Raw genomic sequence first — 12,014 nt, forward strand, 5'->3', positions numbered from 1 at the left:
AACGACAACATGCGTATTCAACACCTGATCGACGGGAAATCCGTTGAAAGCAACAGCTACTTCGAAACGATCAATCCTGCCACCCAGGAGGTCCTTGCAGAAGTGGCCGCTGGCGGTCAGCTTGAAGTCGACACCGCCGTGGATGCCGCGAAGGCGGCTTTTCCGAAATGGGCTGGTTTGCCTGCGACCGAAAGAGCAAAGCTAATGCGCAAGCTGGGCGACCTCATCGCCAAGCATGTTCCCGACCTTGCCCGCACGGAGACGATGGACTGCGGACAGACCATTACTCAAACCGGCAAGCAGCTCGTGCCCCGCGCCGCGGACAATTTCTACTACTTCGCCGAGATGTGCACGCGCGTGGATGGCCACACGTATCCGACGCCGACGCATCTGAACTACACGCTCTACCACCCGGTCGGCGTGTGCGCGCTCATCAGTCCCTGGAATGTGCCGTTCATGACCGCGACCTGGAAGACAGCCCCTGCGCTCGCCTTCGGCAACACGGTGGTCCTCAAGATGAGCGAGCTGTCTCCATTGACGGCAGCGCGCCTCGGCGAGCTGGCACTCGAGGCGGGCATTCCCGCGGGCGTCCTGAACGTTGTGCACGGCTTCGGCAAGGATGCCGGCGAGCCTCTCTGCCGCCACCCGGATGTGGCCGCCATCTCTTTCACGGGCTCTACCGTGACGGGCAACCGAATCGTGCAGGCGGCGGGCCTCAGGAAGTTCAGCATGGAGCTCGGCGGCAAAAGTCCCTTCGTGATCTTCGACGACGCCGACATGGACCGCGCGCTGGACGCCGCGATCTTCATGATCTTCAGCAACAACGGCGAGCGCTGCACCGCCGGCAGCCGCATCCTTATCCAGCAGAAGTCCTACCCTGCGTTTGCCGCGAAGTTCGCCGAGCGAGCCAAACGCCTTGTCGTAGGAGATCCGCTCGACGAGAAGACCATCATCGGACCGATGATCAGCCAGGCGCATCTGGCCAAGGTGCGCGGCTACATCGAGCTTGGTCGCAAAGAAGGCGCGACGCTGCTGTGCGGCGGCCTCGACGCGCCGGATCTGCCCGCGGAGGTCGCGAAGGGCAATTTCGTTCGCCCGACCGTGTTTGCGGATGTGGACAACAAGATGCGGATCGCGCAAGAAGAGATCTTCGGACCCGTCGCCTGCCTGATTCCGTTTACAGACGAGGCGGATGCCATTCGTCAGAGCAACGATATCCAGTATGGCTTGTCCAGCTACGTCTGGACCGAAAACATCGGTCGGGCGCATCGCGTCGCTGCCGGGATCGAAGCCGGCATGTGCTTCGTCAACAGTCAGAACGTCCGAGACCTGCGCCAGCCCTTCGGGGGAATGAAGGCGAGCGGCACCGGACGCGAAGGCGGCACTTGGAGCTATGAGGTGTTCCTGGAACCCAAGAACGTGGCGGTATCTCTGGGAAGCCATCACATTCCACATTGGGGCGCTTGAGGCGACCACCGAAAGGGATGCAACATGAGCTTGTATGGCATGCAAAAGTTTCTCTACCAGCTGAACCGCGACCCGGGGGTGCAACGCCGCTTTCGCGATGACCAACGATCGCTTCTGGATGACTATCCGCTCAATGACGAAGAGCGCGGGGCCATCGCACGCGGCGACCTGGGTCTGATGTACGTGCTTGGTACGAACGGGCAGCTCCTGATGCACTTCGCGGCATATCTCGGGATGCCCTGGGCCGACTATATCCAGGCCATGCGCGATGGGGTCGCAACGCATGGACCAGTCCGCGAAGGCGTTTACGCAATGACCACGTCGATGGATGAGAGGGTGGCCGGCGTATGAGCCTCGTTTTTGCAGGCGTATGCAGCCATGCGCCGGGGATTACCGGCCGGGCCCATCTGGCCGATCCGGCGCTGCGCGACCCCTTCCATGCCGCGTTCTATGCGATGGGCGAGGAGATGCGGGCCACGCGTCCCGATGCGGTCATTCTCGTCGGTGCCGAGCACTTCGCCAACTTCTTCATGAACAACATGCCTGCGTATGCCATTGGCATGGGTGATGAATATGAGGGCCCCATCGAGGATCCGAACTGGCTGGGAATCGAGAGAACCAAGATTCCTGGCAATGCGGATTTGGGCAAGCGTATCGTCGCGGAGACGATGCAAACGGTCGACGTCGCGTTCGCCGAGGAATGGAAGTTTGATCACGGCTTGATCGTCCCGCTGCATTTTCTGACGCCGAGATTTGATCTCGATGTCATCCCGGTGAACATCAACTGCCAGGGGCCACCACTGACTCCCCTGCACCGCGCCTGGGCCTTTGGCGAGGCGCTGCGCCGCGCGGTCGAGAAGGTGCCGGAACGAATCGCGATCGTTGCCACGGGTGGAATCAGCCATTGGCCGGCAACGCCAGATTCCGGGAAAATCAATGAGGCCTGGGATCGCGACTTCATGGCCAAGTGGTGCCGCAACGACAAGCAGGAACTGCTCGCCTACAAAGATGCCGACATCTATCGTGAAGCGGGCCAGGGGGGCTTCGAAATTCGGACCTTCATCGCCTTGGCAGCTGCGGCAGGCGGTCGCGGCACGGTGCGCCACCTGCAACCGATCCCCATCTTCTCGGTCAGCGCGACCATCGCCGTGATGGAGATTGCTTGATGCCATCACCAGGGCTTTAGCCCCTAGACGAACCACTTGTTCATCAAACCTTCACCGATATGCTGCCCAGCGACACAACCCTGACCCTTGCCCGCGAACTCTATGATGCCCGCAAGAGGCGCGTACAGGTCCGTCACTTCTCGCGTCGATATCCCGAAATGACGATCGAGGACGGATACGCCATACAGCGCGAATGGGTCAGACTCGAAGAGGCCGACGGGCGCGTCGTCAGGGGACGAAAGATCGGCCTCACGTCGCGTGCCATGCAGCAGTCGAGCCAGATCGACGAGCCCGACTATGCGCCACTGATGGACGACATGTTCTTCACGCAAGGGACAGATGTTCCGATCGCGCGCTTCATCGCACCCCGCATCGAGGTCGAACTCGCATTCATCCTCGGCAGGCCCCTAAGGGGGCCCCTTGTCAGCATTTTTGACGTCCTCGCTGCGACGGAATACGTGTCGCCTGCACTCGAGATCATCGATGCCCGCATCGAGCAGTTCGATCGCGAGGACAAAGGCATGCGCAAGGTCTTCGACACCATCTCGGACTTCGCCGCCAACGCGGGCATCATGCTGGGCGGCCGTCCGGTGCGCCCTGACGCGGTGGATCTGCGTTGGGTTGGCGCCATGTTGTTCAAGAACGGCGTCATCGAGGAAACCGGCCTGGCGGCAGGGGTTCTGAATCATCCAGCGACAGGTGTCGCATGGCTGGCTAACAAGATCGCGCCACATGATGAACAGTTGAATGCCGGAGACGTTGTGCTGGCCGGCTCGTTCACCCGTCCGATCACCGCCGGCGCGGGCGACAGCATCCACGCCGATTACGGCCCTCTCGGAACGATCTCGTTCCGCTTCGTCTGAGAAGTGACCCCACTGCCGACAAGCCCCATGGCCAACAAGGATCCGATCTTCACCTCTCTCGTACTCAAGGATGCCGAGCTGCTGAAGGCAGCTTGCTACATCGACGGCCGCTGGCTCCGCGCGGAGAATGACGCCACTCTCACGGTGCGAAACCCAGCTACAGGATTGGTCATTGGCACCGTGCCTGACATGGGCGCGGTGTAGACTCGTCGTGCAATCGAGGCAGCAACGGCTGCTTTCGCCACCTGGCGCCGGCAAACGGCCGAGGATCGCTCGCGTGTCCTTCGCCGATGGTACGAGTTGATGGTTGAACATGCAGAGGATCTTGCGCTACTGATGACTGCAGAGCAGGGCAAACCGCTTGCCAAAGCCCGCGGGGAGATCACCTACGCGGCGTCATACATCGAGTGGTTCGCAGAGGAAGCCAAGCGTGCTTATGGCGAGACCGTTCCTTCGCCATGGAATGACAAGCAGATCTTGGTAACACGCGAGCCGGTGGGCGTCTGCGCAGCGATCACGCCGTAGAACTTTCCGGCCGCGATGATCACGCGCAAGGTTGCTCCGGCACTTGCGGCGGGCTGCAGCATCATCGTCAAGCCTGCCGAGCAGACCCCGTTGTCGGCCCTGGCGATGGCTGAACTGGTACGACGCGCAGATGTTCCACCAGGCGTCTTCAACGTTCTGACCGGCGATGCCCGCACGATCGGCGGCGAGTTGACCGCGAGCAAGGCGGTCCGAAAGCTGACATTCACCGGTTCGACCGAGGTCGGCAGGATCCTCGCCGCGCAATGCGCGCCGACGCTGAAACGAATGTCGCTGGAACTCGGCGGGAACGCGCCTTTCATCGTGTTCGATGACGCCGACCTCGATGCCGCGGTCGCGGGGGCCATGGCCGCCAAGTACCGCAACTCCGGTCAGACCTGCGTCTGCGCCAACCGGTTGCTCGTTCAGTCGTCCTTCCACGACGCCTTCGCCTTGAAGCTCACCGCTGCAGTGGAAGCATTGAAGGTTGGTCATGGAACATGATCCTCATGTTGCCCAAGGTCCTCTGATCGATGAAGATGCGGTCGCCAAGGTCGAAGATCTCGTGGCCGACGCTACGAAACTCGGCGCGAGAGCCACGACCGGAGGATCTCGCCACCAACTCGGCGGCACGTTCTACCAGCCCACGGTGCTCGTAGGGTGCACGCCGGAAATGCGCTCGCGCGGGAAGAGGTGTTCGGTCCCGTCGCACCTCTGCTCCGCTTCGAAACCGAGGAAGATGCGATCCGCATGGCCAATGACACCGAGTTCGGGCTTGCCGCCTACTTCTACGCACGCGACGTTGGACGGATCTGGCGCGTCCACGCTGCGCTGGAAGCTGGCATGGTCGGAGTGAATACCGGCTTGATCAGCACCGCCGTGTGGCACCGTTTGGTGGGGTGAAGCAGTCGGGCCTGGGCCGCGAGGGCTCGCTCCATGGCCTTACAGAGTACCTCGAGACGAAGTATCTCTGCATGGGCACAAGCTGAAGCGCTGCGTCGGACTCCTCCCTTAGAGGTCAAGGGGTCAAGGGGTCAAGGGGTCAAGGGGTCAAGGGCAAGCAAGTATGACGTCGCTCTACCGCCTGCGGCTTTCTGCGGGCGGCGACAATGCACGCCGACGGTTCATGACAAATGGGATTACACCTCGAGGTGCGCAAGAAGGGCGTGGGCGAAATCCGCCGGTGATTCCACCGCGCTGAGGTGCCCACCTGGCAGAACTACAAGTCGACCACCGCTTGCAATCGAATCCGCCATGTACCTCGAATGATCGTGCGGAACTGCCGAATCGGCCTCTCCAGCAATCACTAGGGTCCTCGCCCGCACCAGCCTGAGCTGTTCCCGCATGTCGGCATCCCTGAGCGCGGCCATCGCTGCAGCGTAGCCATGCTGATCCATCGCGCGAAACGACGCGATCAGCGTGTGCAACGCCGGCGAGCCAGCCTCTCGATAGGCCGGTGAGAACATCCGCTCGAGCAAGCCTCCCACGAAAGGCTCGACGCCTGATGACGCGGCAAGCGCAATGCGCCGATTCCATTCGTCGGTGGTCAGCGGGAGTCGAGCCGATGCGTTGGCTACAACTAGACTTCGCACGCGGCCTGGAGCGATCGCGGCGACTTGCAGACCGATGAGTCCACCCAGCGAGGTGCCGACAAAGTCGAACTCGTCGAGGCCTAAGGCAGACGCAAGCGCAAGGGCATCCTGGGCAAGCACCTCCACAGCGTACGGCTCCTGCGTGACTTCTGTTGCCCCGTGACCACGCAAGTCGAACCGGACAACGTGGCGATGAGGCGTCAGCAAGGGAACTACGGAGTCCCACAAGCCGTGATCAAAGCCGATTGGATGGGCAAGAATCAGCGCAGGCAGTGAACTCTCACCTTCGCGCCGGTAAAAATGCCGAATTCCGTTTGCAAGAATGGATGACACGTGACAAGACTTTCAATCTGAGGAACTCGCCCTGTCTATATGCCATAGATGAGCAAGCGTACTCTGGAATGTGTTCTGCGGAACCCACGATGACCGGATTCTCTTGAATCCGTCAGGCGCTCGCAGTGGCGATGGGAATCGTGGCAGGCTTTTCCTGCTCCGCCTCTTCCTTCACCATCTTCTGCACCAGCCAACGAAAGCGTCCGAGCGCTTCGTCGGCGCGGATCGGAAGCATCTTGAAGTCAGCGCGAAGACTGAGGCTACGCGACTGCAGCGTGATCATGGTGCGATCCTCCTCGAAGGCGTCAACTACGCTCTGGTGGATCGATCGCGTGACCTCTGGATCGTCGATCGCGAAGTTGTGAGGATGCGCGAAGAAATAGTGGGTCGAATTTTCGGTCTCAGGCGTGAGTGCTTGGCAGCCATGAAACATCGCGGCTCCTTCGCGATTGCCCTCAGGAGCACCTTGCCCAGCATCCAGCATGCCCGAGTCCATGATGAAGATGCCCGGCACCAGGAAGTCGTAGTGATTCCATCGATCGACCTTCCCTGGAAACGGCTTGACCTTCTGCACGAAGCCTGGCGGCGTGGTGTTCAACGTCCAACGCTTCACGTGAACACCGCGTTCCAGCATCTCCGTCTTCGGCAGGTTCGCGGCGTAGTCCTCCGAGCCGCCTAGAGTGGTCGGATGGACGTACGGCAGATGCGCCAGATCCAGCAGGTTGTCTGCGATGAGAAGATAGTTGGTGTCGTAGTGTGTATAGCCTTGAAGCGAGCGCCACTCCGGATCGTCGAGCCAGTGAGTGTCTGGGATCAATGACTCATCCGCCTTCTCTACGTCGCCCATCCAGACCCACAGCCAATGACTGCGATCGACGACGGGAAAGGTCCTGACCCGAGTGCCTGGCGGAATTCGCGGCTGGCCCGGGATCTCGACGCACGTTCCACTCTCGTCGAACTTGAGACCGTGATACATGCAACGCACGCAATCGCCTTCGCGCCGACCCGCAGACAACGGAGCTCCCCGATGACAGCACATATCCTCGAAAGCGACCACGTCTCCGTTCGCCTTGCGCCAGATCGCGAGCGGAACGTTGATCACCGTGCGCTTTAGAAAGTTGTCGCTTTCGACTTCGCTGGACCAACCAGCCACATACCAACAGTTCTTGATGAACACTTCGCTTCTCCTACTTCACCGGCGCGGTGTCCTGCTTGATGTACTTCCAGCCACCATTGGTGATCTGCATCATCACGGCGGCTCGCTGGTCATAGCCGACGTGATCTGTCGCCGACATGTTGATCACGCCCTGAGTGGTCACCAGCCCTTGCACCCTCTCAAGAGAGTCGCGAAGTGCGGACCGGAACGCATCCGTGCCCGGTTTTTGGTTGGCCAGTGCGGAGGTCAGACCGGCCCGCAGCAGCATATTGGCATCGAAGGCGTTTGCGACGAAGACGGACATCGAATCCGGACCGTTGACGGCCTCATAGGACTTGGTCGCTTCCAGCGCGACCGGGCGAATCGGGTTCGACGCTTCGAGCTGCGATGCGACGAGCACTCCGCCGGCAGCAAAGAGAGCCCCCTCTGCATCCTTTCCTGCAAGCCGCAGGAAGTCGCGATTTGCGATCCCATAGGTTTGGTAGATCCTCCCCTTGTAGCCGCGCTCGAGCAGTGTTTTCTGCGGCAGGGCGCCGGGGGTTCCAGCGCCGGCGATCAGGATTGCGTCGGGATTGACAGCCATGATCTTGAGTACCTGAGCGGTTACGCTGGCATCGGTCCGACCATACTTTTCCGTGGCTACCCGCTTGACGCCAGCCTTCTGGGCTTGTGCGTCGATCTCCGTCAGCCACGACTCACCGTAGGCGTCGTTAAAGCCGATGTATGCCAAGGTCTTGACCCCGTTCGCCACCATGTGGTTCATGGTCGTCGCAGCGACGATGTTCTCGTTGGCGATGGCCTTGAAGGTCCAGCGGCGCGTCGCGTCCTGAGGCTCCACGATGCGAGCGCTTGCTGCGAGGCTGATATGCGGAACCTTCTGCTCGGAAGCGATGAGCACGAGGGGCATCGTGGCCGGACTCGTGCTGGATCCCATGACGACATCGACCTTGTCCTCTTCGACTAGGCGCTTGAAGTTCTTCGCGCTGCTCGTCGGATCGGATCCATCATCGAGCACGATGTAGCTGATCTTTTGTCCGCTGATTTCCTTGGGGAAGAGCTTGATGGCATTTTGAGTCGGGATACCGAGCGAGGCACCCGGTCCTGTCAAGGACAGAGTCACTCCGACTTTGACATCTGCGAAAGCGCTCGAAGTTGAGACACAGGCCACTGCAATGGCCGAAAGCGCGAGAAGCCGCGAGAATTTCATCGATTTGTCTCCAGTGTCTCGCCGAGCATTGGCGCCGGCGTGGAGCAAGAATAGGGTTCCTCCACCCATGGGGCAAGCTCATGAACGACATGATGTTGATGAGCGGCGTGCATACTGGGCTAACCCTTGAAACAGGTTCCGAGCCATCGCCGAGTGCCTGGAAGACTGGGAAGACAGCACACACGTTGAGGAAGCAGGAGCGTTCACAACGCTGTTGGGCAATGGCGGGCGGCGCCGCCGGGGAGATTAGCCTTCGGTACGGTTCGATCAGGCGTCTTCACCACTTTGATGGCGATGTCCGACACAAACTGGGTCTGGCCGAAGATGCCGAGTACTGGTGTTGTCTTGACTTCGTGCAATGCGGGCAGCAAGGTAAAACGGCCGGCCCATCCCCTCGGGCGCAGCATTACGCGCTATCAGAGAGCACCGAGCACTTTTTAAATGCCTGACGGACGCCTGAAGCGATTCAGGCGTCTTTGAGGCGGTTTACCCGCCCAGGCGCACAAGCGCACCCAGTATCAGCGCGCCCGCGAAGCCTGCCACCAGGCTCCCATTTGGCCTGGCCACTCGACGGAAGGGGACCGCGGTGATCTTGTTCCTGGCGAACTGCCCGCTCGGCGGATCTCGTCGATGCAGGCGGCTGTCGAGCCCAACGACGACTCGCAAGGTGCTCGCCATGCGGAGCGGCTCCTGAAGGAGCCCGAACGATACCGCTTGCTCGCTCGCCGAATATCCACATGCGTAGATCGAGGTTCACGCGACGGACCGCCGGCGATAAGGTTGCACCTCGCCCCCAGTGTGTTCGACCCGCACGTTCCCGTGCTGCTGCTTCTGCTCGCGCACCCTTCGCATCGTCTTCCATGAGTGCCGTACTCCCCCGCCTGACCGTAGAGCCATCCACCGCCCCGCCGGCCGTTGTCGCCGCGAGCCACATCACCGTCGTCGCGGACGCTGCGAACGATCCGAAGCGACAGGCTTCGATGCGCAGCGCGCCGAGCCGCTGGCGCCTGCTGCTGCCCTGGCTGCTTCCGGTCGTGCTCGTCGCGCTCTGGCAGTATTTCTCGGCCATCGGGCGCCTGCCCGCGGGCATCCTGCCGGCACCGTCCGACGTGCTGCGCGCTGCCTGGCTGCTTGCCGAACGTGGTGAACTCCAGCGCGACATTCTGGTCAGCCTGCGCCGCGTCGCCATCGGCTTCATGACCGGTGCCGCAACCGGCCTGGTGGTGGGCTTCCTGGTCGGCCTGTCCAGCCTGGCGCACGGACTGCTCGACCGCTCGCTCCAGATGGTCCGCACCATTCCGCATCTTGCGCTGGTGCCGCTGATGATCCTGTGGTTCGGCATCGGCGAGGAGCCGCGCGTGCTGCTCGTGGCGATGGGCTCGCTGTTCCCGGTCTACATCAACACGATGAGCGGCATCCGCGGCGTCGATCCCAAGCTGATCGAGCTCGGCCGCTCGTACGGGCTTGGCCCCTTCGGCCTGATCGCCGGCGTGGTGCTGCCGGGCGCCCTGCCGCCGATCCTGACCGGCGTCCGCTACGCACTCGGCGTGGCCTGGCTCACGCTGGTGGTCGGCGAGACCATCGCCTCGCGCGACGGCATCGGCTACATGGTGCAGAACGCACGCGAACTGCTGCGCACCGATGTCATCCTGCTGGCGATCGTGCTGTACGCGATCGCGGGATGGCTGGCCGACTCAATCACGCGCGGGATCGAGCGCCGCCTGTTGCGCTGGCATCCGAACTACGCCAAGGGAGCGGTGCGATGACCCGGGCATCGCCTCAGGGCGACGGGCTCAGCCTGCGCGGTGTCGCCAAGGCCTTCGGCGAGCGCAGCGTGCTGCACGCGCTCGACCTCGAGATTCCGGCCGGCCAGTTCGTCGCGCTGATCGGTGCCAGCGGCGTCGGCAAGTCGACCCTTCTACGTATCGTGGCGGGGCTCGAGCCACCTAGCTCGGGCCGCGTCGAACTGCGCTCGCGGAGCCCCTCGCCGGACATCCGGATGATGTTCCAGGAAGACCGGCTCATGCCCTGGCGCTCGGTGCTGCGCAACGTGACACTGGGCCTGCGCGGCCGTGACGAGGACGCCCGCACGCTGCTCGCCGCGGTGGGCTTGGCCGGTCGCGACACCGACTATCCGGTGGTGCTGTCCGGCGGCCAGCGCCAGCGCGTCGCGCTGGCGCGCGCCCTGATCCACGAGCCCGAACTGCTGCTCCTCGACGAGCCCTTCGGCGCGCTCGATGCGATCACGCGGGCGTCGATGCAGCTGCTGCTCGAAGGCCTGCTGGCGCGCCGGCCGCGCACCGTGCTGCTGGTCACGCATGACGTCGAGGAAGCGCTGATCCTGGCCGATCGCGTGCTGCTCATGCGCGATGGCCGCGTCGCCCGCGACCTGTTCATCGACCGCGAGCGGCCGCGTCATCGCGGCGACCCGGAGCTGGCCGCACTCAAGGAGGAACTGCTCGAAGGGCTCGTGACTGCGCAGGCCGCGCAGGCGGGCTCCTGAGCAGTTCTCCAACCACCCCCTCCCCTACTTTTTCTCAAGGCCATCACAGGACTCTCGCCCATGCCGAAGCACACGCACTACCACCCCGACACCGCAGCCCTGGCCGCAAGGCGTCGCTTCCTCAGCCTGAGCGGGCTGGCGCTGGCCGGCGGCACCGGCGCACTGGCGCTGGTCGCCTGCGGCAAGAGCGACGCGCCGACCGCCGCGCCCGCAGCCGCAGCCGCGGCACCCGCGGCAACTACCGCCCCCGCCCCTCCGCAACTCACGATCGCGATCATCGGCGACGGCCGCACGGGCGTCTTCGCGTCGCTGCGCGCGGGCGACGGCGGCCGAAAGCTCGAAGACGAGATCGCCGCCAAGGTGGTGTGGCAGCCCGGCTTCACCGCATCGCTTCCAGTCATGGAAGGCATCAAGGCCGGCGGCGTCGACTTCAGTTTCGCGACCGCCACGGCGATCGTCAACGCGGTCGCGGCCGGCGTTCCGATCGTGCCACTGGCGGCCTACCCGCTGCCGGCCACCGAGGTCGACGTGCTGGTGGCCAAGGATTCGCCGATCCTCTCCGCCGCCGATCTCCGGGGCAAGAAGATTGCCCATCAGAACGGCACCACCGGCACCTACAGCCTGATCAAGTACCTGGAAGGCGCGGGCCTGCGGCTCGCCGACGTTCAGGCGGTCAGCCTCAGTGGCGCGGACGCCTACACGGCCTTCGCCCAGGGCAGCGTGGACGCATGGATCCACTGGCAGCCCGCCAGCGGCCTGGCCCTGGCCAAGCTCGGCGACAAGGCACGCACGCTGCCGGGTGTGCAGACCTACGACTATGCCTTCTACGTGGCCCGCGCCGACTTCGCCGACAACAACCCGCAGGTGGTCGCCCGCCTGGTGCGGCTGATTCGCCAAGCGCAGCAATACGCGGTCGCGCATCCGGACGAGACGGTGGCTTCCTGGGCCAAGCTCGGGGGGTTCGAGGCCGGCAGCGTCGAAGAGAAGATCTATCGCCAGCTCATCGTCGATGCCCGCCTGTCCGACTCGGGGGCCGTCGTGCTCAAGCCCATCGACAGTGCAGCCGCCGACTCGACGCAGGACCTCGCCAACAACTTCCAGTCGCTCGGCGTGCTGCCGAACAAGGTCGACGTGCGCAGCTTCCTGCTCGACCCCAAATTCGATCCGATCAAGAAGCTCGTCGCCGCCGAGCTCGGAGCCTGATC

At 63.0% G+C, this 12,014-nt stretch carries 13 protein-coding genes and 2 pseudogenes; 11 read left to right on the top strand and 4 right to left on the bottom strand.

All coding sequences use genetic code 11. From position 1 onward, the window contains the following. Positions 1-9 precede the first annotated feature (9 nt). The 7 genes and pseudogenes from hpaE (at position 10) to AC1D3B_RS21755 (ending at position 5,007) form a co-directional block, all read left to right on the top strand. A complete protein-coding gene (gene hpaE / locus AC1D3B_RS21725; RefSeq protein WP_478192743.1) occupies positions 10-1,467 on the top strand; it encodes a 5-carboxymethyl-2-hydroxymuconate semialdehyde dehydrogenase in 1,458 nt (485 codons plus the stop codon). 39 nt (positions 1,468-1,506) lie between these two features. Further along, positions 1,507-1,818, top strand: coding sequence for an aromatic ring-opening dioxygenase subunit LigA (locus AC1D3B_RS21730; protein WP_478192744.1), 312 nt, complete (start codon positions 1,507-1,509; stop codon positions 1,816-1,818). Beyond that, positions 1,815-2,633 (top strand): DODA-type extradiol aromatic ring-opening family dioxygenase, encoded by an 819-nt coding sequence (locus AC1D3B_RS21735; protein WP_478192745.1) that lies wholly within the window; start codon positions 1,815-1,817, stop codon positions 2,631-2,633. Before AC1D3B_RS21730 ends, AC1D3B_RS21735 begins: the two co-directional genes overlap by 4 nt. Positions 2,634-2,692: 59 nt before the next feature. Continuing rightward, a complete protein-coding gene (gene hpaH, locus AC1D3B_RS21740; protein ID WP_478192746.1) occupies positions 2,693-3,496 on the top strand; it encodes a 2-oxo-hept-4-ene-1,7-dioate hydratase in 804 nt (267 codons plus the stop codon). 27 nt (positions 3,497-3,523) lie between these two features. After that, complete coding sequence (locus tag AC1D3B_RS21745; protein ID WP_478192747.1) at positions 3,524-3,700, top strand: hypothetical protein; 177 nt, start codon at positions 3,524-3,526, stop codon at positions 3,698-3,700. 12 nt (positions 3,701-3,712) lie between these two features. Continuing rightward, positions 3,713-4,522, top strand: a pseudogene (locus AC1D3B_RS21750) (aldehyde dehydrogenase family protein). After that, a pseudogene (locus AC1D3B_RS21755) lies at positions 4,512-5,007 on the top strand (aldehyde dehydrogenase family protein). The pseudogenes AC1D3B_RS21750 and AC1D3B_RS21755 overlap by 11 nt, the downstream one beginning before the upstream one ends. A 150-nt stretch (positions 5,008-5,157) precedes the next feature. On the opposite strand, the gene AC1D3B_RS21760 reads toward AC1D3B_RS21755, so the two are convergent. From AC1D3B_RS21760 to AC1D3B_RS21770, 3 genes are all read right to left on the bottom strand, one after another. After that, entirely contained in the window at positions 5,158-5,943 is a 786-nt protein-coding gene (locus AC1D3B_RS21760; protein ID WP_478192748.1) for an alpha/beta fold hydrolase, read from the bottom strand. Between the two features lie 112 nt (positions 5,944-6,055). Further along, entirely contained in the window at positions 6,056-7,120 is a 1,065-nt protein-coding gene (locus AC1D3B_RS21765; RefSeq protein WP_478192749.1) for an aromatic ring-hydroxylating dioxygenase subunit alpha, read from the bottom strand. A gap of 10 nt (positions 7,121-7,130) precedes the next feature. Then, positions 7,131-8,306: an ABC transporter substrate-binding protein gene (locus tag AC1D3B_RS21770; protein WP_478192750.1), complete on the bottom strand. Its 1,176-nt coding sequence runs from the start codon at positions 8,304-8,306 to the stop codon at positions 7,131-7,133. An 80-nt stretch (positions 8,307-8,386) separates the two neighbouring features. Between AC1D3B_RS21770 and AC1D3B_RS21775 the strand changes: the two genes are divergently transcribed. Then, positions 8,387-8,755: a hypothetical protein gene (locus tag AC1D3B_RS21775; RefSeq protein ID WP_478192751.1), complete on the top strand. Its 369-nt coding sequence runs from the start codon at positions 8,387-8,389 to the stop codon at positions 8,753-8,755. 37 nt (positions 8,756-8,792) lie between these two features. Here AC1D3B_RS21775 and AC1D3B_RS21780 read toward each other — a convergent pair whose 3' ends face one another. Then, complete coding sequence (locus AC1D3B_RS21780; protein ID WP_478192752.1) at positions 8,793-8,984, bottom strand: hypothetical protein; 192 nt, start codon at positions 8,982-8,984, stop codon at positions 8,793-8,795. Between the two features lie 182 nt (positions 8,985-9,166). On the opposite strand from AC1D3B_RS21780, the gene AC1D3B_RS21785 reads away from it, so the two are divergent. From AC1D3B_RS21785 to AC1D3B_RS21795, 3 genes are read left to right on the top strand one after another with little or no spacing between them, the layout of a single operon-like run. Beyond that, positions 9,167-10,072, top strand: a complete 906-nt coding sequence (locus AC1D3B_RS21785) for an ABC transporter permease subunit (RefSeq protein WP_478192753.1) — start codon at positions 9,167-9,169, stop codon at positions 10,070-10,072. After that, positions 10,069-10,809, top strand: a complete 741-nt coding sequence (locus tag AC1D3B_RS21790; protein WP_478192754.1) for an ABC transporter ATP-binding protein — start codon at positions 10,069-10,071, stop codon at positions 10,807-10,809. The genes AC1D3B_RS21785 and AC1D3B_RS21790 overlap by 4 nt, the downstream gene beginning before the upstream one ends. Before the next feature lie 60 nt (positions 10,810-10,869). Continuing rightward, positions 10,870-12,012, top strand: a complete 1,143-nt coding sequence (locus AC1D3B_RS21795) for an ABC transporter substrate-binding protein (RefSeq protein ID WP_478192755.1) — start codon at positions 10,870-10,872, stop codon at positions 12,010-12,012. The last annotated feature ends 2 nt before the right edge of the window (positions 12,013-12,014 follow it).

Source organism: Variovorax sp. P5_A3 (genome assembly GCF_056400665.1).

What these genes read in the sequence shown, in the direction of transcription:
- AC1D3B_RS21780 (WP_478192752.1), bottom strand. Translation starts at nt 8,984, where the DNA reads ATGGCGAGCACCTTGCGAGTCGTCGTTGGGCTCGACAGCCGCCTGCAT.
- AC1D3B_RS21795 (WP_478192755.1), top strand. Translation starts at nt 10,870, where the DNA reads ATGCCGAAGCACACGCACTACCACCCCGACACCGCAGCCCTGGCCGCA.
- AC1D3B_RS21735 (WP_478192745.1), top strand. Translation starts at nt 1,815, where the DNA reads ATGAGCCTCGTTTTTGCAGGCGTATGCAGCCATGCGCCGGGGATTACC.
- AC1D3B_RS21775 (WP_478192751.1), top strand. Translation starts at nt 8,387, where the DNA reads ATGAACGACATGATGTTGATGAGCGGCGTGCATACTGGGCTAACCCTT.
- AC1D3B_RS21790 (WP_478192754.1), top strand. Translation starts at nt 10,069, where the DNA reads ATGACCCGGGCATCGCCTCAGGGCGACGGGCTCAGCCTGCGCGGTGTC.
- AC1D3B_RS21745 (WP_478192747.1), top strand. Translation starts at nt 3,524, where the DNA reads ATGGCCAACAAGGATCCGATCTTCACCTCTCTCGTACTCAAGGATGCC.
- AC1D3B_RS21785 (WP_478192753.1), top strand. Translation starts at nt 9,167, where the DNA reads ATGAGTGCCGTACTCCCCCGCCTGACCGTAGAGCCATCCACCGCCCCG.
- hpaH (WP_478192746.1), top strand. Translation starts at nt 2,693, where the DNA reads ATGCTGCCCAGCGACACAACCCTGACCCTTGCCCGCGAACTCTATGAT.
- AC1D3B_RS21770 (WP_478192750.1), bottom strand. Translation starts at nt 8,306, where the DNA reads ATGAAATTCTCGCGGCTTCTCGCGCTTTCGGCCATTGCAGTGGCCTGT.
- AC1D3B_RS21730 (WP_478192744.1), top strand. Translation starts at nt 1,507, where the DNA reads ATGCAAAAGTTTCTCTACCAGCTGAACCGCGACCCGGGGGTGCAACGC.
- hpaE (WP_478192743.1), top strand. Translation starts at nt 10, where the DNA reads ATGCGTATTCAACACCTGATCGACGGGAAATCCGTTGAAAGCAACAGC.